The organism is Vibrio cyclitrophicus (assembly GCA_023206055.1).
GTDB classification, from domain to species: domain Bacteria; phylum Pseudomonadota; class Gammaproteobacteria; order Enterobacterales; family Vibrionaceae; genus Vibrio; species Vibrio cyclitrophicus_A.
The window spans coordinates 364,332-389,697 of sequence record CP065366.1; the positions used below are offsets into that span (position 1 = coordinate 364,332).

A 25,366-nucleotide genomic window follows, 5' to 3' on the forward strand; every position below is an offset into this window, starting at 1 on the left:
GAGTATCAGGCGGAAGATGCATGCTCTCGGAATAAACAACACAGAGGTGGGTGCATCGGGTTTGATGCCTTCATCTCTGAGCAATAAGAGTAACCAGAGACAATGAGTAACGAATTTATTTACGGTATTCACGCGGTGAAAGCCGTACTAGAAAAAGATCCAGCACGCTTTATTGAAGCGTACGTGCTTAAAGGCCGTCAAGACGATCGCCTTCTTCCATTACTGAATCAACTGCAGCAATTTGGCGTGTCGATTCAACAAATGGGTCGTAAGCCGCTTGATGAAAAAGCACAAGGTGCAAACCACCAAGGTCTTATTGCTAAGGTGAAGCCTGCTAAGCAGCTTAATGAAACTCACCTAGACGATATCCTTGCGCAGCACGAACAGCCTCTGCTGTTGGTTCTAGACGGCGTAACAGACCCTCACAACCTAGGTGCTTGCTTACGTAATGCAGATGCCGCAGGTGTGGCCGCTGTTATCGTTCCTAAAGACCGTTCTTCTCCGCTAACGGCAACGGTAAGTAAGGTTGCTTGTGGCGCAGCAGAAACGGTTCCGCTAGTACGAGTGACTAACCTGGCTCGCACAATGCGTGCACTGCAAGAACAGGGTGTATGGTTTGTGGGTACCGCAGGTGAAGCGACACATGATATCTACCAAGCGAAGCTAACAGGCCCTCTTGCAGTAGTTATGGGCGCAGAAGGTGACGGTATGCGTCGTCTAACGCGTGAAACCTGTGACGACCTGATTAAGATCCCAATGGCAGGTAGTGTGTCGAGCCTAAACGTTTCGGTAGCGTCAGGCATCTGTCTGTTCGAAGCGGTACGTCAGCGCCTAGCTCAATAGCGTTAAGCTGAGTCAAAAGACAAAACGACTTTAAGTCTATGAATTTATTAGCGCTCACCACTTGCTGGTGGGCGTTTATTTTTAGGCTGTAATAGCAAAATCCATCGGTTTGTCGGATGGCTAGATGGCGACAGAAAAACTGTTTCATTATTAGCCAAATACCGCTTGCCAATATCGGGTTCTTTCTATAATATTTGCCGTCCTTAAAACTCGGTCATTTTTCTTTAGTTCCTTGCTTCCCTTGGACGACCGAGCCTTTCGTGGAAGCTAATAATCCGTAAGGAGCAACCAAATGCGTCATTATGAAATCGTATTCATGGTTCACCCTGATCAAAGCGAGCAAGTTGCTGGCATGATCGAGCGTTACACTGGTTCAATCACTGAAGCTGGTGGTACTATCCACCGTCTAGAAGACTGGGGCCGCCGTCAAATGGCTTACCCAATCAACAAACTTCACAAAGCTCACTACGTTCTTATGAACGTTGAAGCTGGCCAAGAAGTGATGGACGAGCTAGAAACTGCTTTCCGTTTTAACGATGCAGTTCTACGTAACATGATCATGCGCACTAAAGGCGCTGTGACTGAGCAATCTATCATGCTTAAGCAAAAAGAAGAGCGTGCAGAGCGTGCTCCTCGTCGTGATGACCGTGAAGAACGTGCACCACGTCGTGAAGAAGAAGCTAAGCCAGAAGCTGCTGCTGAGTAATTCTTTTTTGGCCTTTTAGGTCATTAAATTTTATTCAACTCGTTTAGGTATTCTCACTACAAGCATTTGCTTAGACTTATTTATAAGTTCGTGTGAGTACCGCATTATTAAATTTAGATCAGGAGATAGCCCATGGCTCGTTTCTTCCGTCGTCGTAAATTCTGCCGTTTTACTGCAGAAGGCGTACAAGAGATTGACTACAAAGACGTAGCAACTCTAAAAAACTACATCACTGAAGCTGGTAAAATTGTACCTAGTCGTATCACTGGTACAAGTGCTAAATACCAACGTCAGCTAGCTCGCGCTATCAAGCGTTCTCGTTACCTAGCACTACTACCGTACACTGACAAGCATCAGTAATCGGTAATAGTTAATAATAGTTTAAGAGGACTAAGATAATGCAAGTTATTCTACTTGATAAGATCGGTAACCTAGGTGGCCTTGGCGACCAAGTAAACGTTAAATCTGGTTACGCTCGTAACTTCCTTATCCCACAGGGTAAAGCAGTTATGGCAACTAAAGACAACGTTGCTATGTTCGAAACTCGTCGTGCAGAACTAGAAGCTAAAGTTGCTGAGCAACTAGCTGCTTCAGAAGCTCGCGCTGAGAGCGTTAACACTCTAGAAGGCGTTACAATCGCTTCTAAAGCTGGTGACGAAGGTAAACTATTCGGTTCTATCGGTACTCGTGACATCGCTGACGCTATTACAGCGGCAGGTGTTGCAGTAGCTAAGAGCGAAGTACGCCTACCTGAAGGCGCTCTACGTAACATCGGCGAATTCGAAGTAAGCATCCAACTTCACTCTGAAGTTTTTGCTACTGCGAAAATCGCTATCGTTGCAGCTGAGTAATTTCAGTACCAAGACGAATTCTTTCTTTTGAAAGTTTTAAACACCAGCTTCGGCTGGTGTTTTTTTATGTCTGGAATATAGGAAAATATAGGGAAGGGTTATGGTAAGTAAAAAGCTTACGGTGATCCATAAGCTCTTATTGCTGAACAGGCCGTTCTTAAGGTTAGAAGTGCCGTTAAGAATGGAATTGCTCTTAAGGTTAGAATTAGTCTTAACGTTAGAACTGGAAGAGCAGGTTAATCGACAGCACAGAGTCTTCTTTGCTTAAACCTTCAGGTACCTTATCGTGGTACTGGCGAGAGTGAGCTATTTTCAGCGCGATATTGTCAGTAATATCGTTGATCGCTTCTAATTCAGTATCAAATTTCAGGTTACTGTGGCCAGATACTAACGTCACGTCTGCCTTGAGCTGCAAATTCTTCAACACCTGCCAAGACGTATTCACGTTACCACGGAAAATTGCTTCTTCAACAATATCTGGGAAGATGATGTCATCATCGTCTATTTCATCGAGGTTTGGCTCTTGGTAACGAAAACCTGGGCCCATTTCGACTTCCAACACAAACTCTTCAGTATTTGAAAACTGGTAACCCAGACCACTCGAAATTGTATAGTCCTTAAAGTAAGCACTGTATCGAGAGTCGACGCCTTTAAAGCTGCCGTAAAGGTAGGTTTTAGGGCTTAACTTGTAGTCACTCTGAGCCGAGTAAGTTGATTGCCTTTTGTCTTCTTCACCATCTTTATAGAGGTTATAGTATTTCCATTCACCACTGGTTCTATGACGACCAGCCGTGTACTCACCGTTCAGGCGTGCGTTAAGCGCTCGTGAATCAGAATTACCAGTATGCGACTGATATCCAAATTCGACTTCCGTTTTTAGCGGGCTCGGCAGTTCTGTATCACTCGTATCACTCGGTGCGATATCCAACTCTTTTTCTTCAGGTGTTGGCGCAACGACGACCGGCTCTGCAGTAGGTTCTGGTACTACTATAGAGTCGAGGATTGCATCAACAGAGGCTTTAGCATCATCAGCTAAGGCTAACGGAGTGCTCAGGAGACCGATGCTTAGAAGACCAGTGCTCAGAGCCAATAATTTGGACACGCATACCTCAGTTATACAGTGAATGAATGGCGGGATCGTAATGCTACCCTTGGTTAATTCCGTCAGCAATAAGTAAATTCTTCCTGAAGAATAAAACAAACTCATAGGATCGGATTACAAACGGATGTTCTTGGGTATAATGAACGATCATTATTAGTTATTGAGTGTAGTCATAGTGGATACCAAAAGTCAGAAATCAGCCAACGATCAGGTGGACGCCATCAAGGTCCCGCCACATTCATTAGAAGCTGAGCAATCTGTTATTGGCGGTTTGTTATTGGATAACGAACGCTGGGATACAGTTGCCGAAAAGGTTGTGGCCAAAGACTTTTATAGCCGTCCTCACCGTCTGATCTTTGAAGCGGTAAAGGATATCCTTGAAGAAAGCTCTCCTCTGGACCTTATTACACTCTCTGAACACTTAGAGCTACGCGAGCAACTTGAAGAAGTGGGTGGCTTTGCTTACCTAGCTGATCTAGCTAAGAACACACCAAGCGCGGCTAACATCAATGCGTATGCGGATATTGTGGCGCAACGTGCACTCGTTCGCAGCCTGATTGGTGTCGCGAATGAAATTGCTGATTCTGGTTATGATCCTCAAGGTCGTACATCGGAAGAACTTGTTGATCTGGCTGAAAGTAAAGTCTTCGCGATTGCTGAAGGCCGTGCAAGTGAAAATGAAGGTCCACAAAACGTTGATAGCATTCTAGAGAAGACACTAGAGCGTATCGAGATCCTGTACAAAACGCCGCAAGATGGTGTGACAGGTGTCGATACTGGCTTCAACGACCTCAATAAGAAGACTGCAGGTCTACAAGGTTCTGACTTAATTATTGTCGCGGCTCGTCCATCGATGGGTAAAACCACCTTTGCGATGAACTTGTGTGAAAACGCAGCGATGAAACAAGATAAGCCTGTTCTGATCTTCTCTCTTGAGATGCCAGCCGAACAGCTGATGATGCGTATGCTTGCGTCACTTTCTCGTGTCGACCAAACCAAGATTCGTACCGGTCAATTGGATGATGAAGATTGGGCGCGTATTTCATCGAGTATGGGTATTCTTATGGATAAGAAGAATATGTATATCGATGATAGCTCGGGTCTGACACCAACAGAAGTACGCTCTCGTGCTCGACGTATTGCTCGCGAGCATGATGGTATCTCTATGATCATGATAGATTACCTTCAATTAATGCGTGTACCTTCGTTATCTGATAATCGTACTCTTGAAATCGCCGAGATTTCTCGCTCATTGAAAGCGCTCGCAAAAGAGCTCAACGTTCCGGTTGTTGCACTTTCTCAGCTTAACCGTTCCCTAGAGCAACGAGCTGATAAGCGCCCAGTTAACTCGGATTTGCGTGAATCAGGTTCGATTGAGCAAGATGCCGATTTGATCATGTTCATCTATCGTGATGAGGTTTATAACCCAGACAGTTCACTGAAAGGCATCGCTGAAATTATCCTTGGTAAGCAGCGTAACGGTCCTATCGGCTCGGTTCGTCTGACATTCCAAGGGCAACACTCCCGATTTGATAACTATGCAGGCCCTGCATTTGATGATGAGTAATCGCTAATGACTTACATGAAAGCGGCGACGGCGAGCATTGACTTAAACGCGCTCGAACATAACCTGAACCAGATAAAGTCGAAAGCGCCTCAGTGCAAGGTAATGTCTGTTGTGAAAGCCAATGGCTACGGACACGGCTTACTGCATATCGCTAAGCACTCGAAAAACTCAGATGCTTTTGGTGTGGCGCGTATTGAAGAAGCATTACAGCTTCGTGCTGGTGGCATAGTTAAACCTATTTTGTTGCTGGAAGGTTTTTACTCTTCGGGTGACTTACCCATTCTAGTGACCAATAACATTCAAACCGTGGTGCATTGTGAAGAGCAATTAAGCGCGCTAGAGAATGCCGATTTGGAAACACCCGTTGTGGTATGGTTAAAAGTCGACAGTGGTATGCATCGTTTAGGTGTTCGTCCTGAGCAATACCAAAACTTTGTTGAGCGTTTGCATCAATGTGCGAATGTTGCTAAACCTCTTCGTTACATGAGCCACTTTGGTTGCGCTGATGAGTTGGATAGAAGCACGACCGTTGAGCAGACTGAGCTTTTCTTATCTCTTACCGATGGTTGTGAAGGGGAGCGTTCACTTGCTGCTTCTGCGGGTCTATTAGCTTGGCCTGATAGCCATCTTGATTGGGTTCGCCCCGGAATCATCTCTTATGGTGTTTCTCCGTTTGTTGATAAATCAGCGCAAGAGCTGGGCTTTTTGCCGGTGATGACTCTGACTTCACACTTAATTGCGGTTCGTGATGTGAAGGCTGGTGAAAGTGTGGGTTATGGTGGTAACTGGACCAGTGAGCGTGATACCAAGGTTGGTGTTATCGCAATTGGTTACGGCGATGGTTATCCTCGCACTGCACCTAACGGCACCCCAGTATTCGTAAACGGTAGAAAAGTACCAATCGCAGGGCGTGTCTCCATGGACATGCTAACGGTTGACCTTGGTCCTGATGCTACGGATAAAGTGAGTGACGAAGCGACGCTTTGGGGTAAAGACTTACCTTCAGAAGAAGTGGCTGAACATATCGGCACTATCGCTTACGAACTCGTGACTAAACTGACGTCTCGCGTGGCGATGGAATACGTAAAATAGATATGTTCAAGCGAACTTCTCGATACTGGTTAATGTCTGCAATGGCAGTAACTGGTGTCAGCTTTTCTTCTTCTGTTCTAAGTGAAGAAAAAGACTCCGCTTTTGTTCCTTTCTATTTCAGCACCGAAACCATGGGTAATACCTTTGGGGTTGCTGGTGTCGCAAAGGGCGTTTGGCAACCTCAAGCCGCTTTGTTTGGTATGGCTTTGTATTCAGACAAAGACAGTTACGTCGGTTTTCTATCGGCCTTTAATTATGCCTTGTCTGAGAATATCTTGTTTAGTACTCAGATGTACCAAGCGCGCTTCAACGACAATCCTTATTATATTGGCTCTCAAGGCGATAACGATTCATCTATCGATAACAAAACCATTGCCGATGGCTTAGAGCAGAATTATCAGTTTGAATTTAAGTATCTGCTGCCTTGGGGCAATGTTGCAGAGCATGGCTTACTCGGCGCGTTTCAGCCAATCAAAGAGGTCAGTTTTGCTTCGCCAGTTGAATCGGGTGTCAGTTCGATTGTCTTTACGCCTTTTTATACCGCTCGTGAGCTGGAAGGTTTAAATAATACCGAGGAGGCGACCGGTTTTAGTTTGGCGTTCGATTGGGATAATCGTGATAGTACACGTAACCCAACCAAAGGCTCTCATACTAACCTTGAGTTCACCACCGGTGCCGATAGTTGGTCTAACGACGATTTGTGGCTGAAATGGACTTTTCAAAACAGTCAGTACTTCGCTTTAGGTCCTCTAGGGGGCTTGTTCGACCAACAAGTTGTGGCACTCGATTTCTATACCGCTGATACACCAACCTGGGATAACTGTTCTGGGCAAGATTGTGCTCGTCCACCGGAAACTGAACAAGCTCGACTTGGTGGTTTATATCGCTTACGAGGTTATACAGGAGGTCGCTACCACGGACGTTCTGCGGTTCATTACTCTGCTGAGTACCGAGTGATTCCTGACTGGCAACCTTTGGGTGATATCCCAGTGATTAACTATTACGATTTGCCTTGGTGGCAATGGGTGGCGTTTGCCGAAGTCGGGCGCGTTGCTGATGAGTACGATATAAAAACACTGCACTCGGATATGAAATGGAGCCTAGGTGGCGCTGTTCGTTTTCAAGTGGAAGGTATTGTCGTTCGTGCTGAGTTAGCTCGAGGCGGTGATGAAGGGACCTTTAGGGTTATGATAAACCAGCCCTTCTGAAGCTTTCGGCCTACAGTAGGCCAAATACTATCTTGATAAGAGTGGTCGTGGAAACACACCACTCTTTTTGTATTAAAAAAGCATTGTTTTTATTAATAAAATCTTGCTTTCAAATAGTCTACTCACCTTGAATAGTCGCAATCACTGTGCGGCTGCCACCACAATCACGGTGTTCACCCAAGTATATGCCCTGCCATGTTCCCAAAGCTAAACGACCGTTGGTTATCGGAATTGTCACACTGGTGCCAAGTGTCGATGCTTTAATATGAGCAGGCATGTCATCATCACCTTCATAGGTGTGTCTGTAATAAGCGGCTCGCTCGGGTACGAACTTATTGAAGTGTGATTCCATGTCGCGGCGAACCGTCGGATCGGCGTTCTCATTGAGTGTGAGGCTGGCAGAAGTATGTTGAAGAAAAAGATGTAATAAACCAACAGATAGAGAATTGATATCGTTTATCTGTTGTTCAATTTCATCAGTAATGAGATGAAATCCACGCTTTCGTGCATTTAGGTGTATAGTCTTCTGAATCCACATACGCCATCCTTTATAATGTGTTTGGAAAAAAAGTGGTTTAACGCTATCTTTTGAACTTGAATTTATCAGCTATCGCTCACATTTAATTATGTTAGAGCCTGAGTCAGCATCGATCCCTCTATCAGGAAATCGAATTCTGATTTATCTCAAGGTGGCGCTCTTCATATACGGCATAATACGTCGTGAAAAAAAATTACAAAGAATCTTTCAGTGGTGATGCGGTCTGGTCATCATAGAAAAATATAAACTTTCGCCTAATCGGGGGTTCTATTCATCACTCTGGTGACGTCTAGAATAAAACCTACAGTAATATCGGGATAGATACCATGTTGAAAAATATCAACCCAACGCAAACACAAGCGTGGAAAGCTCTAACTGCACATTTTGAGTCTGCTCAAGATATGGATATGAAAGAACTATTTGCTCAAGATGCAAAGCGTTTCGAGAGCTTTTCTACTCGTTTCGGTTCGGACATCTTAGTGGATTACTCTAAGAACCTTATCGACGCTGAAACGATGCAGCACTTATTTGCTCTTGCGAATGAGACTGAGGTTAAGTCTGCAATTGAAGCTATGTTTAGCGGTGATGCAATCAACAAGACTGAAGGTCGTTCAGTACTTCACACTGCTCTACGTAACCGTAGTGATAAGCCAGTAATGGTTGATGGCAAAGACGTAATGCCAGCAGTTAATGCAGTACTAGCAAAAATGGAACTGTTCACACACCGTATCGTTTCTGGTGAGTGGAAAGGTTACACAGGTAAAGAGATCACTGATGTAGTCAACATCGGTATCGGCGGTTCGGACCTTGGTCCATACATGGTGACTGAAGCACTAACTCCATACAAAACTCGCCTAAACATGCACTTTGTTTCTAACGTAGACGGCACTCACATCGTTGAGACACTTAAGCCTCTTAACCCAGAAACAACACTGTTCCTAGTGGCATCAAAGACATTTACCACTCAAGAAACAATGACGAACGCACACTCTGCGCGTGATTGGTTCTTGGCTGAAGCGGGTGATAACGCACACGTTGCTAAGCACTTCGCAGCACTATCAACAAACGCAACTGCGGTTGCTGAGTTTGGTATTGATACTGACAACATGTTCGAATTCTGGGATTGGGTAGGCGGTCGTTACTCACTATGGTCTGCGATTGGTCTGTCTATCTCTCTTTCTATCGGCTTTGATAACTTCGTTGAGCTATTAGATGGTGCTCACGAGATGGATAACCACTTTGCTTCAACTGAATTTGAAAGCAACATTCCTGTTATCCTTGCGCTTATTGGCGTTTGGTACAATAACTTCCACGGCGCTGAGTCAGAAGCGATTCTACCTTACGATCAATATATGCACCGTTTTGCTGCTTACTTCCAACAAGGCAACATGGAATCGAATGGTAAGTTCGTTGACCGTGACGGTAATCCAGTAGAATACCAAACTGGTCCTATCATCTGGGGTGAACCAGGTACAAACGGTCAGCACGCTTTCTACCAACTGATTCACCAAGGCACTAAGCTGATCCCATCAGACTTTATTGCTCCTGCTATCAGCCACAACCCAGCATCTGATCACCACCAGAAGCTGATGTCTAACTTCTTTGCTCAAACTGAAGCACTAGCATTCGGTAAGACAAAAGAGACAGTAGAAGCTGAATTCCTAGCGGCAGGCAAAACAGCAGAAGAAGCAGCTGAGCTTGCGCCTTTCAAAGTGTTTGAAGGTAACCGTCCAACGAACTCAATTCTTGTTAAGCAAATCACTCCTCGCTCTTTAGGTAACCTAATCGCGATGTACGAGCACAAGATTTTCGTTCAAGGCGTAATCTGGAACATCTTCAGCTTCGACCAATGGGGTGTAGAGCTTGGTAAGCAACTAGCAAACCAAATTCTTCCAGAGCTTGCTGACGATGCTCAAGTAACCTCTCATGACAGCTCAACAAACGGTCTAATCAATGCATTTAAAGCGCTTAAAGCTTAATTGAGTTGATAGCCTGAAAAGAAGCGCCAACCTTCGGGTTGGCGTTTTTGTATCTGTAGAGCAAGCAATGGTTAAATCGCAGGTAATAAAAAAGGCTGACGTATCTGTCAGCCTCTTAAATACAGTGTCAGCCTTCTAAATATTTGCAGTGGCTACTTCTATTCGAAACAGATCTCGATGAAGGCATTACCCCATTGAGATGAGAAAGGCATGATGATGATTGCTCCTTCACATTTGTGACGGATAGTATGTCCTTTGCCTGAAACGACGATTGGCGTAGCCATATCGAAGTCAAAGCCGCTTTCTGCAAGAATACGTTTTGCACCGCCAGTCACCATGTTGGTGATTTCACCGACCATATCAGTGACTTCTTCGTTCAAGCCGTTTGGTCGTTCACCTAGCATGTTTTCCATGATTTCAAGAGCGAGACCTTCATCGAAGGTGATCGACATTGAACCACGAGATTGTGTACCCACCATGCCAATTAGGCCGGATACATCACCACGAGCGATCTCATCTTTCTTAACTCTTGGTTTTTGTGGCTTTAATTCTAGAGAAGCCATCGTTTTTAATACGTTCATCAAAGAAGCTAAAAACGGGTTTACAAATTCAGCGCGCATAATGTTCTTCTATAATCTTATTCTTTCATATCGGAGGAGCAAGTCTGGCAAATACCATGCGATTCAATGACTTGATTTGTCAATTGAAAACCGTGCTTCTCAGCGTTACTAGCGAGTAGAGTAACAAGCGCATCGTCTTGCAGTTCTACCACTGTGCCACATTTATCGCAGATCAGTAGTTGGGAGAAATGTTTATTGGCATTGCAAGAACAGCAGCATATAAAGCTATTGGTTGACTCAACTCGGTGAATGAAACCTTGTTCCAGCAAGAAATCCAAAGCGCGATAAACTGTAGGTGGCTTGGCTTGCGGTTCACTGACTTTCAACTGCTCTAATAATTCATAAGCACTGGAGGCTTTTTTATTAGAGAAAATGAGCTCAAACACTCGCTTTCTCTGAGGCGTTAATCTAACGCCTCGCGATGCGCATATCCCTTCAACTTGCTCTATTAATGTGTGGTCCAAATTTTTCACCATTCAATCGGACATCCCTAATCAAACCTTGTTTCTAGGTTACTACGTTTTGGGAGCCAATGATTTCTATTAAAGTCAGGTACAGAGCGTATTGTGACCCACGACTTTGAATAAGACAAGGTAACTCAAAATGACAGTGTGACTCAAGGCATAACTGATTAATGGGGCTGAATTAGAGATCTGGTGAATAGGTTTATAAAAAATGTGAGGCAAAGTTCATATCGTGTGATGTATGTTGGTGTGCAATGTGTTTTTTCACTCGGATTTTAGATTATCGAGACAAATGTACCGTGTGATATAAAAAAGGCCCAATAAATGTTGTAATGCCGTTCGGATAAGCATTACTGCTTGAACCTAAACGGATATTTGGCTGGAACAAAGAGGACTGAACGTGGAAACGTTCGGTCCTTTCTTTTATCCGGAAGAATGAAGTGACTCAGACTTTCTCTCATCCTTTTAAGTTTGACTGGTAGGGTTCCGTCTGGGCTTAAAGCTAGCCAACGTAATTGCGCATCAATAAGGTTAATTGCGGCGGTAAAACTTACCCTAGTTGCTCGAACCCCGGCTTCTGAAGCTATCTTAACCATCTCTAATCGCACTAAGTTATAGGCAAGTAATACGCCCCAAAGCTCTTGCTTCACTCCGGCAGAAAAACGACTTCGTAAAGTGACGTGACTTTGCAGTTGAGTCTGTTTAATTTCACCATAACCTTCTTCTATCTCCCAGCGTTGCCAATAAATACGCAGCAGGCTTTCTAGCGAGTATCTACTAGGGTCTGTAAGTGAAGTAATAAAACCTTTTATCTCACCTTTTGGCTCTTGATATAGGACTAATCTGGCTTCCCAACGTGCGGGTAAATTCGGATTCTGCCGTTGAGCTTGAGGAGAGATAGGCATTGAGATGAGCATGTCGTTCTCAGCATATTTCTCCAACACTTCATAGCGTAGCTTACGTTTTGCAGGCATTAACCAGTGAGCATTTTCCGCACTCTCTTGCCACGACAACAAAAGGTCTGCCGAGAAATAACAACGATCAAATAAGGTCAATGAGTGTGCGGGGATATCATTGAATAGGCGCTTGGCTAGGGTCGTTTCACCGACATGACAACCATCAAAAGCTGCCCCCATAATCATTCGTGTTTCTGTTGACATCAAAGCGACTAAACGAAGTTGAGGGTAAGGTTTCAATTTTTTAGAGATGAACCCAAATTCTTCAGCGTTCTCTGTGGAATCTTGACACCTAAATGTTGTCCCATCGACAGCAAGAACATTAAGCCCTAAGTCTTTGTCTTGTTGAAGGATATCTTCGCGCCAAGCCTTTACCGTTGTGTGAAACAGAGCCGCTAACGGACTCTCATCTAGACGTCGGCGTGAATCAGTTAGGACACTGGGTGCAACACGAGACCAACTATCTTCAGGTTTAGGCTGAAGTGCGATGTCTAATGAACTGCATACCTCTTTGATAGACATGTTGCGTTGCAGTCCCATCCAAATAACTAACCAGACAGCTTGCTGAGCGGGAAGTCGGCGTCGTCTTATGCTCGCTTTATTGGTTTCAAGAAGAGCTTGTTCTATCCACTCAATCTGAATGGCGTCGACGACAGATTCATAATTGTCGGCATCTTCAATGGTCTCGTGTGCCATTGCTAATTCTTGTTCAAGCATAAAAAAAATCCCCATCAACGTTGTTGGTGGGGATTATCTGCTAACTGCAAGATCGTTCAAGTCTTCTTAAACGATCGGCATTACAATAAATGTTGGGCCTTACATAAAATAGCGTTAGTAAAAAATAGTTAATTTACTGGGGTGCTATCCCAGCGAGTATTGTATTTTACAGGTTCTTGGTAACGGCTATCCGTCTTGCCAATAAAGCTATAAACACTATTTGGAGTTAACGTCAGGTAATGAGGAAAGATAATTGAAGCATTACCCATAGCATCATTGAAACACTGGTTGCTCCCCCAACCCCACCAATAACTAGCTTCGGCACCGTCGCTTAACCAAAAGTTCTCAAAGTTATCTTCAAGCACTTCACAGGTAACAGCATCACCATTCATTGCGTTTTCAAACTTAATGATGGCTCTAGAGTCAGTCAAACTGATACTAACCTGACCTAGCTGAGATTCGTATTCTTGTTCTGTCGGTAAGTAAAAATCAAAAGTGTTTTCAGTTTGATTATTTGAGCTTGATTGAGCATTTAGGCGCTCTTCTACCGCACTTTTATCTGTAAAGTGAGCTTTGCGAGAGCCATGAGCAATAACTGATAGAGCGCCCGATGAGAGGTCTCTGGCATCTCCAATTACGGTATAAATTGTTGAGTAAGTGTCAGCTTGAACAACCATTACTGAGTTATCTTCATCAATGGTATATTTACCTACCTCAATCAAGTCAGCATCTGTGGGGCAAGTGGTATTGTTCGATGGATTACGTTTATTCCAGTAGTAAATGCCATCTTCAAATTTGACTGCATCACACCATACAACGCTATGCTCTAAAGATTCCCCATCACCAGTAGATGACCCAGATTCTGTCATATAGAACGTTTTGCCGTCCAGTAAGTTTGGGTCAAGGAGCTCTGGTAATGTTGGCGTAGGCTTAGGTTGTGTTGAGCTTGGGTCCCAAATCGCATTGATACTACGCAATAATGATTCATCGGGTGATTCGAGAACAATATCTACCTTTTCTCCGTCTTCATCTCCATGCTGAGCAACAAGAATTCGTAATTCACCATCATTAAATTGGCGCATATATTGTTGTTCGTAGTCGGCAAAGTTCATTCCTTTGTAAGTCAATAGCTCTTTACCATCATCTGACGTTGAAATTTCCCAAGTACCAGTCCAAATCATTGGCAATAAATCATCATCATAGGCTTCTAACTCACGAGCAGTAAAGATTCCTGACTTTGTCACGTCTGCAGCATAAATATTCTGTTGATTAACTGTGAAGTTTGCACTGCGTAAGCGTAGTGCTACATCAGAGTCGTTTTCCCAATCAATGCTTTGATAAACGGTGTTATCCATCGCAGGGACAGGTAGCATCGCGCTGAATGGCAAATCTTGTGTGGAGTCTAACCAATACAAACCACCTCCAAGTTCATAAACAATTTGGTAGTCCCCATTGTTTTCTGATGTATAAACAGGTGTGTAGGTATCTCCGTCACCAAGTAATGTGCCATCCGACTGGATTTCAATAGGCCAGCAATCATCACTGTTTGGGCTGATATCAAGTGTATTCTTGAATGACTCTAGTTCAGTAAGTTCTTCAGGTGTTTGAATGTTAAGGCTTTTCTTCCAGCAGAAGTAGTGCTGATCTTGGTCTTTCATCAGCGAAGCCCAACCCATCTCTAGGTCATGCTCATCTTCGCCAATCTCACCCATGCGCCACTCACCGCCAATAAAGTGCTTCTCTTCAAAGCGAGGGGTTGGAGCGGGTACTACTGGGTCTGTAGGTTCAGAGGAATCCTCTTCTGCCACCGATACATTAAATTCGGCCAAAACTAGGTCATGCACACCATCATCAGCAGAAATATCGAGATCAGCATTACCTTGAGTCGTAGGAGTGCCTATTAGTGAAAGAGTTGTCCCGTTAATTGTTGTATTAACACCTTCGATAGTGTTTTGCGCTGTCAGGGTTAATGCATCATCATCACTAAATAGTTGGCCGAGACTAATATTGCTATTCACAGTTTTACCAACCTGCAAATTAAGTTCTGTTAGCTCATCTGCTATGCGCTGTTGCTCTTTCTTGTTTAACTCAGGAATAGTATTTAGCGCTTGCGCAACATTTAGATTCAGCTCTGTGCTAACTGAAGGGTGGTAACCATCATTCGCAGTAACGTTGAATGTAAATGTACCTTCTTGTTCTGGTGTTCCAATAATATGCAGCTCAGCGCTTTCGTTATCAGCGTTGATACTCAAACCATTCCCCGTGAGGTCTGTTACGTCGTAAGTCAGTTCGTCGTTGTCTGCATCGATAAACAAGTCGTTAATCGATACACGTTCATCAACACTTTGGGTTGCTGTTAGGTTTAAAGCATCAAGGTCGGACTGTACGGTATTTTGCTCATTCAAGATTGGCGCAGCATTTGGTGTTGTTGCTGATACATTTAGCACTATTGGGTAAGAACGAGATGCTTCATCAGATGCATAGATCAACACATCGTATACACCAGCTTGAGTGGGAGTAACCGTTAAAGTTGTACCACCGTTCGTAATATCAGCGCCTGCTTCTGCTTGTGCGTCAACGGTATACACTAAGGAGTCGCCATCAGCATCAATGAAAAGTGCACTTAATTCATAGTTGCGTGATTGACCAAGTTCGAAGGTGACTGGTTGAATATTGGTGTCTTCAGCTTGGGTAGGGCGATGGTTAGTCTCAATACCTTCATAGCCGTTCTCACCAGTACGAACGATCGGAGAATAATCATCACTTAGCTCCTGGGTCTCATCGGCAATAATGTCTGACGTTTCTTGTGAAATATCTGAAACAACATTTAGCTGCTCTTCAACGTCAAGCACATTGTCATTGTCAACTAACGTTTCACCAACAACGTTGATCGCTTTAGCTTTTTCTGCTTCTTCACCTTCGCCTTCAGCCACTGCAACGTAATCGCCAAAGATATCTTCAGAGGTATAAACCACATCATCATTAGTATTGAAAGATTCAACAACAGCTTGTTCTGCTTCTTCTTGAGTCATTTCGACGCCATTTTCTTCGGCATGCTCAATTTGTTCAACAACGAGGTTAGTCATTGGACTGACAACCACAGGCTCATTTTTTGGTACAGAAGGGGCAGCAAGGGTAAATTCATCAACAACAACGCCGCGGGTCATATCAATCGTTTCATTTGCAATGGCTTTAATGCACACCTTTTGATCAACGATTTCATCCGTAAGATCGAGTGTTAGTTGGCCACTTTGGTTAGTTCTACCTACAAACGAGTCACAGTTATCTCCAATATAAACTTCGGCATTATTTAGGTAGCCATCAATGGCTGTGATTGTGAACTGTGGTGTTGGTGTTGGTGTTGGTGAAGAGTTTGAGTCATCGCTCCCACAACCCGTTAACGCCATTGAAACTGCCGCTGCCAGCAAGCTGATTTTTTTCATTACTCTTACGTCCTTCGTAGGTGAGTCTTTAGTCTTTGGTTTATCAGGATTTAAATGAAATATAACCATTTCATAAGATCGCGAAGTCTACGTTTTTGAGGGTGAAATTTGGCACTATCAAATATAAATAATTTTATATTAAGATGGTGGGTATTCAGTTTGTGAATATTGGTACATAGCTTTTGGTCGATGCAGTCGAGGAGGGGGAATAAGGCGCAAGCTGTTAATTAACTGTAGAAATCAGCGTGGTGTAGCGGATGGAAATTGTGTGAGGTCAACTTTCTAAAGAGTTATTACTGATATAATTAAATATAAAAATATTTATATTAATAATCCATATGAATTTTAATGAGTACTATTTGCTGGCTGTTTTTGCCGCAGTAGTGGAAGAGAGACAATATACCAACGCGGCGAAGCGGTTAGGGGTAACTCAGCCATCGGTGAGTCAAAGTATTTCAAAGCTGCGAGATATTTATAACGATCCACTTTTCATTAGGGAGAAGTTAGGCGTAAGGCCGACAGCATTTGCGTTAGAAATTTACCCAGATATTGCTGATGCACTTTTAAAGTTAGATGCATTATCTGCGACGAGGACTCGATTTGATCCGAGTCTGAGTAAGCGTGTATTTAAAATATCAACCATCAGTCTATTTGAGCACACTTTAATCCCCGAGCTTTTTAAGGAAATTGAAAATGAAGCTCCGTATGTGACGATTTTAGTTGATAATCACAGTACAAAAGAAACCAAAGATATGCTGAGGCAAGGTACGATTGATGTTTCACTAGAAGGTTCTTCTGATACTGAATCATCAATACTTTCCCACATGATTTATGATGATGAGTTAGTTATCGTCTGTCGGACAAATCATCCTGCATTTTCTGAAAGTATGATAAGCGAGAGTGAGTTTCTAGAACATCAACACGTTACACTTTCAAGTATCTCTGGTAGTCATAGTTTTTTCGAGAGTTTATTACCCTCGAGCGTCCAACTGCTACAAAAGCGAAAAGTGAAAAGGCAAGTTGCGAGTTATTGGGGGTTACTATCTTCTGTTCAAAATAGCAATAACCTGGCTATTTTTACTCGTAAAATGGTGGAAAAAAACTCGGACGTATTTAATTTAAAAATTTTGGATAACAATTTTTTAGAGCAGAAAGTTGAGGCTTGTGTGTATTGGTCAAAAGCTAGGAACCTTGACCCATCTATAATTTGGTTGACGAAAAAGGTTAAGGCTGCCGCTATTAATGCCTTATCTTGTTAGTTAGTGGTACTGCGATTGTGCCAGTGACATTCGTGTAGATAGAAATTATCGAGACTATTTAGGAACTCATGATTTGGTAATTAGACCTAGGATGAAAGGGAACGTGCCAAGCTTGCTTGTGATTGAAGCAATGTTGGTAGGGCTGTATAATCCCCCGCCTTATGTTGATCAGAGGGTGATCACTCATTCTCTCAACACTAAGAACAGCTAACACGTAAAGCGGTGTGCTATGAGCTATATCGTTGAATTTCTAAGAGGTATCAAGTATGCATCCATCATCCCGCTTATCCGTTGCTCCAATGCTCGATTGGACTGACCGCCACTGTCGTTACTTTCACCGTTTGCTTTCCCAGCAGACTCTTCTGTACACGGAAATGGTAACAACGGGCGCGATCTTACATGGTAAGGGCGACTTCCTAGAGTATAACGAGCAAGAACATCCGCTTGCACTTCAACTTGGTGGTTCAAACCCGGTTGATTTAGCTGCTTGTGCCAAGCTTGCTGGTGAGCGTGGCTATGATGAAGTCAACCTAAACGTAGGTTGTCCTTCAGACCGAGTTCAGAATGGTCGCTTTGGTGCATGCTTAATGGCTGAGCCAGAGCTGGTGGCAGATTGTGTGTCGGCGATGAAAGAAGTTACTGATATTCCAATTACTGTGAAAACGCGAATTGGTATTGATGACCAAGACTCTTATGAGTTTCTAACTAAGTTTGTTTCGACGGTTTCTGAAAAAGGTGGCTGTGAGCAATTTACTATTCATGCACGTAAAGCGTGGTTGAGTGGTCTTAGCCCGAAAGAGAACCGTGAGATCCCACCGCTAGATTACGATCGTGCATACCAAATCAAGAAAGACTTCTCTGATCTTGTGATTGCTGTGAATGGTGGCGTTACGACTCTTGAGCAAACTAAAGAGCACTTGCAACACCTTGATGGTGTGATGATCGGTCGTGAGGCTTACCATAGCCCGTTTATCTTGGCTGAAGTCGATCAGCAGATCTTTGGTTTAGACACGCCAATCAAGAAGCGCTCACAAGTGGTTGAAGAAATGTACCCGTACATTGAGCGTGAGCTTTCAAATGGTGCAAGCTTAGGACACATCTCTCGTCATATGCTTGGTTTGTTCCAAAGCATGCCGGGCGCAAGACAATGGCGTCGTTACATCAGTGAAAACGCACATAAGAAAGGTGCAGGTATCGAAGTGATGCAGACTGCATTGGCTAAGATCCCTAAAGAGCTAAACGTATAACCCCCTCGAGGTGAAAAGTTCGAGCTTAAAAGCCCAAGCTTAAAAACGTAAGGTTAAAATCTTAAGGTTAAATTCGCCACTAGAGGCTAAATTTACCATTGATAGTTTCTTAAAAAGCCACGCATTAATATGCGTGGCTTTTTATTTATCTGATAAATAAGGGTTTTATTGATTTTATTAACTTGGTATGGAAGCTGCAATGTTAGAAAGTAGGAAAGATAGGTCATTAACTCATTAGGGAGACCATTATGTTTGAATTAATCTTTGTTCTTATTTTCGTTGCCACTCTACTTGTCACTGGTATTACGTTTATGACGGTATTGGCTGCAACCGGAGTCGCGTTAGCTGTCATGTTAGTCTTAGGGATGATGGGCGTCGTGTTTAAGTTGCTGCCTTGGTTAATTGTGATTGCATTGGGTATCTGGTTTTTCAAAAACTTTGTACACAGTTCTAACCAAAGACGTTACTAAGGTCATGGTGTCGTCAAATCTTTGATCGTCATCGGTTTATCGTTTGAGAATTTAAGATGTGTGATAGAATTTTCCCCAATAATCTATGAATGTGCATACAATTAGCACAACGATATGGAATTGGAGCTATCTCAAATGAATAAAATGCCATTAATTGCTTTAGTGGGAATGCTATCTTTAAGCTCGGCAGTGTCTGCTGAAGAAGAGTTTTCTTACACGGCTAAAGTCGGTGCCGATATGTGGTGGGGAAGTACAAAGCTAAACGAAGTTAGACAAGATGATGATTCTAACTCACCTTCGTTGTATTTCGCATTTGAGCATAATGCCCCGATGCTACCAAACGCTAGCTTTCGATATACTTCTGTCGATGCGGATTCATTGGCCTTCGATAAGTACGATTACACCTTCTATTACACGTTGTTAGATCACAAGCTGATGAACTTCGATGCGGGTGTGACGTTTACTCAGTATTCAAATTCGAATTACATCGAACCGAAAACAGGTGGCGCTCAAACAAGCTTTGATGAATTTACTTGGAGCTTTTACGGTAACGCAGAGATCAACGTTCCTGACACCAACTTCGATATCATCGGTACGATGGAGTTCGGTGATAGCAGTGGTATTAAGAGCACTGATTTGATGGCGGGTGTTCAGTACCGAATTCCAGTATCAGAATCTGAAATTGCCCTGCGTGGTGGTTACCGTGTTATCGATTTAGACTCGGATGAGTTCTTTAGCTCTGATCTAGGTAAAAGCTTTGTCATGGTAGATGGCTGGTTTGCTGGCGCTGAAGTGCGCTTCTAGGCTATTCAAGCTAATTTTAAAGAGCATCTAAAACGAATTTTAGGAACGTCACTTTATTCAGTGGCGTTTTTTTATATCTATTGGTTATATCCTTCTGGAATTAGTTAGCACATTCATCACTTTCGACCATCCTTATACAGAGATCGAATTAGCGTCTATTCTTATAGGGTCTATGTTGTGAGGTCAAAGCAAGGGATGGAATATGACACTCAATGAATTACGAAATTTATATCGAGAAAATCTGTTAGTTGAAGCGATCATAGAGCCCTCAATTCAAGAAGGGTCTTGGGTTGTGGAGTTTCGCCATATGGGAGGTGGCTTTGTTCTGCTTACTGATGTTCATGGTGAAGAGTGCCATTACGCGGATTTAGACCTAGCATCTAAGTCGGCAATGGCGGTTGGCTTTCAGCAAGTTCGTATTGAAAACCAGTAAGTCAATTTACGTTTCAATCGGTTTTTACTTCCAAAAAGTTATAAAACATACTTTTCTATTCTTTCTTGTTATTAAAAGGAGTGGTTAATCTATCGTCACGCAATGATTAGGGATGTCGTGACCATGTCTTTAAATAAGAAAGAGTCTTCACAAAATAATAATGCACAGTCTGGGGCTAATGAGCTACCTGGGCTAGCAGCACCACTTAATGACCAACAATTGGGTCATCTGCAACACACTGTTTCTGAGTTATCTTCACAACAACTGGCATGGGTCAGTGGTTACCTTTGGGGAGTGAGCCAAGCTCAGCCTATCGGTGCAGCTGCGCCAATCGCTCAAGCGGCTGCTGCAGTAGCGGCTAAACCTGCGGGTAAGCTCAGCATTATCTTCGCATCTCAAACCGGTAATGCTAAAGGCGTCGCTGAATCGCTTGAGGCAGAAGCTAAAGCCTTAGGGATTGCTGTCGAGCTTTTCGATGCAAGTGATTATAAAGGTAAGAACCTAGCCAAAGAGACACACGTCATTTTTGTGGCTTCAACCAATGGTGAGGGCGAAGCCCCTGATAACGCTATTGAGTTGCATGAATTCTTACAATCGAAGAAAGCGCCAAAATTATCAAACCTACAATACGGTGTGATCGGTTTAGGTGACTCAAGCTATGAGTTCTTTTGCCAAACGGCTAAAGACTTCGATAACTTCCTCGCTAAGCTTGGTGCTAAATCGTTTGTCGACCGTCTTGATTGTGATGTTGATTACGAAGCATCAGCAACGGAATGGCGCGCTAAAGCATTAGAGCAAGTAAAAGAGACGCTATCGACAGGCACTGAAGCCGATGTGGTTCAATTACCAGTCGGTCAAGCGGCCGCTGGTCATTCGCAATACACCAAACAAAACCCATACACCGCGACACTATTGACGAGCCAAAAGATCACCGGTCGTGATTCGGGCAAAGATGTTCGTCATATCGAGATTGATCTTGATGAGTCGGGTATTACTTACCAGCCGGGTGATGCGCTAGGCGTATGGTTTGAAAACAGTTCAGAACTCGCAAATCAGATCCTGTCTAAGGTTGGGTTGTCTGGTATCGAAAGTGTTGATGTCGATGGTGACAACTTATCTGTCCACAGTGCACTCGTCAGTAAATTCGAGATTACATCTTCAAACCCTCAACTTGTGACTAAGTTTGCTGAGCTTTCGGGCAGCAAGAAGTTAATCAAGCTGGTGGAAGATAAAGACAAGCTTCGTGAATACGCGGGTAACACTCAAGTTGTCGATGTTTTAGCTGAGAAGAAAACTAAGCTATCGGCTGATGAATTGATTGGTCTACTACGTAAGCTGACACCGCGTCTCTATTCTATTGCATCAAGCCAAGCTGAAGTGGATGAAGAGGTTCACTTGACGGTTGGTTTGGTTGAATACCAAAAAGGCGAAGAGTCTCGTTTAGGCGGAGCTTCTAGCTTCTTAGCTCAACGTCTTGAAGAAGGTGGTGAAGTGAAGGTGTTTGTTGAGAACAACAATAACTTCAAACTCCCACAAGACGACAATACACCAATCATCATGGTTGGCCCGGGTACCGGTATCGCACCGTTCCGCAGTTTTGTTCAAGAGCGTGAAAACAATGATGCTGAAGGCAAAAGCTGGCTGTTCTTCGGTGACCGTACCTTTACTCAAGATTTCTTATATCAAGTTGAATGGCAGAAGTACCTTAAGTCTGGTGCGCTAACCAAGTTGGATGTGGCATTTAGCCGTGACCAAAAAGAAAAGGTTTATGTTCAAGACCGCTTAATTGAACAAGCAGAGCAGGTTTGGCAATGGCTGCAAGAGGGCGCGTACCTCTATGTATGTGGCGATGCGACTCGAATGGCGAAAGATGTTCATGAAGCGTTAGTTACAATAGCGGAAAAACATGGCAATCAGAGCCGTGAACAAGCTGAACAATATATTAATGATTTACGTAAAGCGAAACGTTACCAAAGGGATGTGTACTAATGAGCAAGCAAGTAATAGAGCAAGAAGTGCTAGGTCAAGTACTGGGACCTTTGGCTGACAATGAACGTCTTAAGCGTGAAAGTAAAAATCTTCGCGGTACGATTGAACAAGATCTCCAAGATAGAATTACGGGTGGTTTTACTGCCGATAACTTTCAGTTGATTCGTTTCCACGGTATGTATCAACAAGACGACCGTGATATTCGTAATGAACGTACCAAGCAAAAGCTAGAACCTTTACATAACGTCATGCTGCGTGCGCGTATGCCTGGCGGGATCATCACTCCTAAGCAGTGGCTCGCGATTGATAAATTTGCAGATGAAAGCACCTCTTATGGTTCTATCCGTCTCACAACTCGTCAAACTTTCCAGTTTCACGGTGTGTTGAAGCCGAACATTAAGTTAATGCACCAAACACTAAACAGTATTGGTATTGATTCCATTGCAACGGCGGGTGACGTAAACCGAAATGTTTTGTGTACCACAAACCCGGTTGAGTCTGAGCTGCATCAAGAAGCTTACGAGTGGGCGAAAAAGATCAGTGAACACCTATTACCTAAGACTCGTGCTTATGCTGAGATCTGGCTAGATGGTGAAAAGCTAGCAACAACGGATGAAGAACCTATCTTAGGTAGCAACTACTTACCACGTAAGTTCAAGACGACGGTTGTAATTCCTCCACAGAATGATGTCGACGTTCATGCGAATGATCTTAATTTTGTCGCGATTGCTAAAGACGGAAAGCTGGTGGGCTTTAACGTATTAGTGGGCGGTGGTCTTGCAATGACGCACGGCGATACCTCTACTTATGCACGTAAAGCTGACGACTTTGGTTTTGTGCCATTAGATAAAACGTTAGATGTAGCAGCTGCGGTGGTAACGACTCAGCGTGATTGGGGTAACCGTTCGAACCGTAAGAACGCAAAAACCAAATACACACTAGACCGTGTTGGTATTGATGTATTCAAAGCCGAAGTAGAAAAACGTGCAGGCGTTGAGTTTTCTGAAAGCCGTCCTTATGAGTTTACTGGCCGTGGCGATCGTATCGGTTGGGCGGAAGGCATTGATGGTAAGCACCACTTAGCGTTATTCATCGAAAATGGTCGTTTACTTGATTTCCCTGGGAAAGCGCTGAAAACAGGTGTTGCTGAAATAGCGAAGATCCACAAAGGTGACTTCCGCATGACAGCGAACCAAAACCTGATTGTTGCAGGTGTACCTAAGAGCCAAAAGGCTAAAATTGAAAAGCTGGCACGTCAATACGGTCTGATGGATGATGCCGTTTCCGAGCAGCGTAAAAACTCAATGGCTTGTGTGGCATTCCCAACGTGTCCTTTAGCAATGGCAGAAGCTGAGCGTTTTCTTCCTGAGTTTGTAACGGATGTTGAAGACATTCTGAAGAAACATGGATTACCAGAAGAAGATAACATCATCCTTCGTATCACGGGTTGTCCAAACGGTTGTGGTCGTGCAATGTTGGCTGAACTGGGTTTAGTCGGCAAGGCACCGGGGCGTTACAACATGCACTTAGGTGGCAACAAAGCCGGAACGCGTATCCCTAAGATGTATAAAGAGAACATCACTTCAGCTCAAATCTTAGAAGAGATTGATTCGCTGGTGGGACGTTGGGCTACGGAACGTAACGACAATGAAGGGTTCGGTGATTTTACAATCCGAGCTGGCATCATCGAAGAGGTGATCATTTCAAAGAGGGATCTGCATGCATAATTCTGTCGCTTCAAAACTGAAGTTAGCAGAGCTACTCGCATTGACTAAGACGGAGCAGATACTTCGTCTTGGACAAATCAATGCTGAGTTAGAGCAGCTAACCGCATTAGAAAGAGTTAAGTGGGCACTCGAACATTTAGAAGGGACACATGTTGTGTCTTCTAGTTTCGGAATCCAAGCGGCGTTGATGCTGCACTTAGTGACTCAAGTAAAACCAGATATTCCGGTTATTCTTACGGACACTGGGTATCTATTCCCGGAAACGTATCAATTTATCGATGAGTTAAGTCAGAAGTTGACTCTAAACCTTCAAGTCTTTCGTTCTCAGCAGAGCCCTAATTGGCAAGAAGCGCAATATGGCAAACTTTGGGAGCAAGGTATAGAAGGGATAGAGAAGTACAACAAGCTTAATAAAGTTGAACCGATGAGAAGAGCGCTGGATGAACTAGAGGCTGGCACTTGGTTTTCTGGGTTGAGAAGAGAGCAATCTCAATCGCGTGCAAACTTGCCTATCTTATCTATCCAAAATGGTGTGTTTAAGTTCTTGCCGGTAATTGATTGGACAAATAAAGATGTTCACTATTACTTAGAAGAGCATGGCCTCAGTTACCACCCACTTCGCGAACAGGGGTACCTTTCTGTTGGAGATACTCATACGACTAAGAAATGGGAACCGGGTATGACTGAAGAAGAAACCCGTTTTAATGGTCTAAAACGAGAATGTGGTCTCCATGAAGACGATGGAGAGCAATATGGCTCTGGGATTTAGACTCATTGCCATTTAAAAAGCTGCCTCAAGGCAGCTTTTTTAGTTTCTAGGGGATAAAATTAAAGTGATTGTGGATAAGTCTGTGGTTATTGTGTAGGTACTTTGTAGTTAAACTTGCATAAATAAGGCTTTGAGTGTTTATTCGTCATCTAACCGTTATTTTTACATTTTTCGCCAATAAACACTTGCCAATGTGAGGAACATCTCTATAATGCCGCCTCACTGACACGGCAGACGCCACAAGGCTTCAGCGAAGAATGTTAGTAAGGCAACTAGCTTTAAGCGATTATTCGCTCCTACTTTTTAAAAGTAGAAATTAATTTTCAAAAGTGTTTGACACTGAGAATTAAAACGCTAGAATGGCCGCCTCTTCCGAAGTGATGCAAGTCACAACGAAGAGAAGCTCTTTAATAATTTAAACCTATCAATCTGTGTGGGCACTCGTTGATGAATATCAAAACGTTTTATCTTCCCTTTTTATTAAGAGAAGTAAAACAGATTCCTCGGAATCAACTTTGGTTTCAATGAACTGAGTGACCAATACGAATAACTACTTTCTCTTGTAGAAAGAAAGTATTTGGC

Annotated in this window: 22 protein-coding genes; 16 read left to right on the forward strand and 6 right to left on the reverse strand. The window is 43.5% G+C overall.

All coding sequences use genetic code 11. The features are described 5' to 3' along the window. Positions 1-102 precede the first annotated feature (102 nt). The 4 genes from rlmB (at position 103) to rplI (ending at position 2,400) form a co-directional block, all read left to right on the forward strand. Positions 103-843, forward strand: a complete 741-nt coding sequence (rlmB, locus tag ITG09_01740) for a 23S rRNA (guanosine(2251)-2'-O)-methyltransferase RlmB (GenBank protein UPR52407.1) — start codon at positions 103-105, stop codon at positions 841-843. A 292-nt stretch (positions 844-1,135) separates the two neighbouring features. After that, positions 1,136-1,549 carry a 30S ribosomal protein S6 gene (gene rpsF, locus ITG09_01745; GenBank protein ID UPR52408.1) on the forward strand — a complete coding sequence of 138 codons (414 nt, stop codon included), beginning with the start codon at positions 1,136-1,138 and terminating at the stop codon, positions 1,547-1,549. A gap of 132 nt (positions 1,550-1,681) precedes the next feature. Beyond that, on the forward strand, positions 1,682-1,909 hold the full coding sequence (gene rpsR, locus ITG09_01750; GenBank protein ID UPR52409.1) for a 30S ribosomal protein S18: 228 nt from the start codon (positions 1,682-1,684) through the stop codon (positions 1,907-1,909). Between the two features lie 38 nt (positions 1,910-1,947). Beyond that, positions 1,948-2,400: a 50S ribosomal protein L9 gene (gene rplI, locus ITG09_01755; protein ID UPR52410.1), complete on the forward strand. Its 453-nt coding sequence runs from the start codon at positions 1,948-1,950 to the stop codon at positions 2,398-2,400. Between the two features lie 217 nt (positions 2,401-2,617). Here the strand turns inward: rplI and ITG09_01760 are convergent, their stop codons facing one another. After that, positions 2,618-3,502: a DUF481 domain-containing protein gene (locus ITG09_01760; GenBank protein ID UPR52411.1), complete on the reverse strand. Its 885-nt coding sequence runs from the start codon at positions 3,500-3,502 to the stop codon at positions 2,618-2,620. Positions 3,503-3,677: 175 nt separating this feature from the next. Here ITG09_01760 and ITG09_01765 point away from each other — a divergent pair, with 175 nt between their 5' ends. Genes ITG09_01765 through ITG09_01775 form a run of 3 tightly spaced genes read left to right on the forward strand, consistent with a single transcriptional unit; the run spans position 3,678 to position 7,369 of the window. After that, positions 3,678-5,069, forward strand: coding sequence for a replicative DNA helicase (locus ITG09_01765; GenBank protein ID UPR52412.1), 1,392 nt, complete (start codon positions 3,678-3,680; stop codon positions 5,067-5,069). Positions 5,070-5,075: 6 nt separating this feature from the next. Continuing rightward, positions 5,076-6,161, forward strand: a complete 1,086-nt coding sequence (alr, locus tag ITG09_01770; protein ID UPR52413.1) for an alanine racemase — start codon at positions 5,076-5,078, stop codon at positions 6,159-6,161. Positions 6,162-6,163: 2 nt separating this feature from the next. Beyond that, on the forward strand, positions 6,164-7,369 hold the full coding sequence (locus ITG09_01775) for a BamA/TamA family outer membrane protein (protein ID UPR52414.1): 1,206 nt from the start codon (positions 6,164-6,166) through the stop codon (positions 7,367-7,369). A 118-nt stretch (positions 7,370-7,487) separates the two neighbouring features. Here ITG09_01775 and ITG09_01780 read toward each other — a convergent pair whose 3' ends face one another. Continuing rightward, positions 7,488-7,907 (reverse strand): YjbQ family protein, encoded by a 420-nt coding sequence (locus tag ITG09_01780; protein ID UPR52415.1) that lies wholly within the window; start codon positions 7,905-7,907, stop codon positions 7,488-7,490. A 326-nt stretch (positions 7,908-8,233) separates the two neighbouring features. Here ITG09_01780 and pgi point away from each other — a divergent pair, with 326 nt between their 5' ends. Further along, positions 8,234-9,886, forward strand: coding sequence for a glucose-6-phosphate isomerase (pgi, locus tag ITG09_01785; protein UPR52416.1), 1,653 nt, complete (start codon positions 8,234-8,236; stop codon positions 9,884-9,886). Between the two features lie 158 nt (positions 9,887-10,044). Here the strand turns inward: pgi and ITG09_01790 are convergent, their stop codons facing one another. From ITG09_01790 to ITG09_01805, 4 genes are all read right to left on the reverse strand, one after another. Further along, positions 10,045-10,506 (reverse strand): chemotaxis protein CheX, encoded by a 462-nt coding sequence (locus ITG09_01790; protein UPR52417.1) that lies wholly within the window; start codon positions 10,504-10,506, stop codon positions 10,045-10,047. Positions 10,507-10,523: 17 nt separating this feature from the next. Next, the gene (zur, locus tag ITG09_01795; protein ID UPR52418.1) at positions 10,524-10,982 is read right to left on the reverse strand and encodes a zinc uptake transcriptional repressor Zur; all 459 of its coding nucleotides are present in this window, start codon (positions 10,980-10,982) and stop codon (positions 10,524-10,526) included. Positions 10,983-11,320: 338 nt separating this feature from the next. Further along, positions 11,321-12,643, reverse strand: coding sequence for an IS4 family transposase (locus tag ITG09_01800; GenBank protein UPR52419.1), 1,323 nt, complete (start codon positions 12,641-12,643; stop codon positions 11,321-11,323). A gap of 128 nt (positions 12,644-12,771) precedes the next feature. Further along, positions 12,772-16,086: a hypothetical protein gene (locus tag ITG09_01805; GenBank protein UPR52420.1), complete on the reverse strand. Its 3,315-nt coding sequence runs from the start codon at positions 16,084-16,086 to the stop codon at positions 12,772-12,774. 338 nt (positions 16,087-16,424) lie between these two features. On the opposite strand from ITG09_01805, the gene ITG09_01810 reads away from it, so the two are divergent. The 8 genes from ITG09_01810 to ITG09_01845 all read left to right on the forward strand — a co-directional run bounded on the left by ITG09_01810 (position 16,425) and on the right by ITG09_01845 (position 24,784). Then, positions 16,425-17,345 carry a LysR family transcriptional regulator gene (locus ITG09_01810; GenBank protein UPR52421.1) on the forward strand — a complete coding sequence of 307 codons (921 nt, stop codon included), beginning with the start codon at positions 16,425-16,427 and terminating at the stop codon, positions 17,343-17,345. Between the two features lie 266 nt (positions 17,346-17,611). Continuing rightward, entirely contained in the window at positions 17,612-18,592 is a 981-nt protein-coding gene (dusA, locus tag ITG09_01815) for a tRNA dihydrouridine(20/20a) synthase DusA (GenBank protein ID UPR52422.1), read from the forward strand. A 248-nt stretch (positions 18,593-18,840) separates the two neighbouring features. Then, positions 18,841-19,062, forward strand: coding sequence for an envelope stress response protein PspG (pspG, locus tag ITG09_01820; protein UPR52423.1), 222 nt, complete (start codon positions 18,841-18,843; stop codon positions 19,060-19,062). 114 nt (positions 19,063-19,176) lie between these two features. Further along, positions 19,177-19,866 carry a TIGR04219 family outer membrane beta-barrel protein gene (locus ITG09_01825; protein ID UPR52424.1) on the forward strand — a complete coding sequence of 230 codons (690 nt, stop codon included), beginning with the start codon at positions 19,177-19,179 and terminating at the stop codon, positions 19,864-19,866. A 202-nt stretch (positions 19,867-20,068) separates the two neighbouring features. After that, positions 20,069-20,299 carry a hypothetical protein gene (locus ITG09_01830; GenBank protein UPR52425.1) on the forward strand — a complete coding sequence of 77 codons (231 nt, stop codon included), beginning with the start codon at positions 20,069-20,071 and terminating at the stop codon, positions 20,297-20,299. Positions 20,300-20,422: 123 nt separating this feature from the next. Continuing rightward, positions 20,423-22,288, forward strand: a complete 1,866-nt coding sequence (locus tag ITG09_01835; GenBank protein ID UPR52426.1) for an assimilatory sulfite reductase (NADPH) flavoprotein subunit — start codon at positions 20,423-20,425, stop codon at positions 22,286-22,288. Continuing rightward, positions 22,288-24,015: an assimilatory sulfite reductase (NADPH) hemoprotein subunit gene (gene cysI / locus ITG09_01840; GenBank protein UPR52427.1), complete on the forward strand. Its 1,728-nt coding sequence runs from the start codon at positions 22,288-22,290 to the stop codon at positions 24,013-24,015. Before ITG09_01835 ends, cysI begins: the two co-directional genes overlap by 1 nt. Then, positions 24,008-24,784 (forward strand): phosphoadenylyl-sulfate reductase, encoded by a 777-nt coding sequence (locus ITG09_01845; protein UPR52428.1) that lies wholly within the window; start codon positions 24,008-24,010, stop codon positions 24,782-24,784. Before cysI ends, ITG09_01845 begins: the two co-directional genes overlap by 8 nt. Positions 24,785-25,366 lie beyond the last annotated feature (582 nt).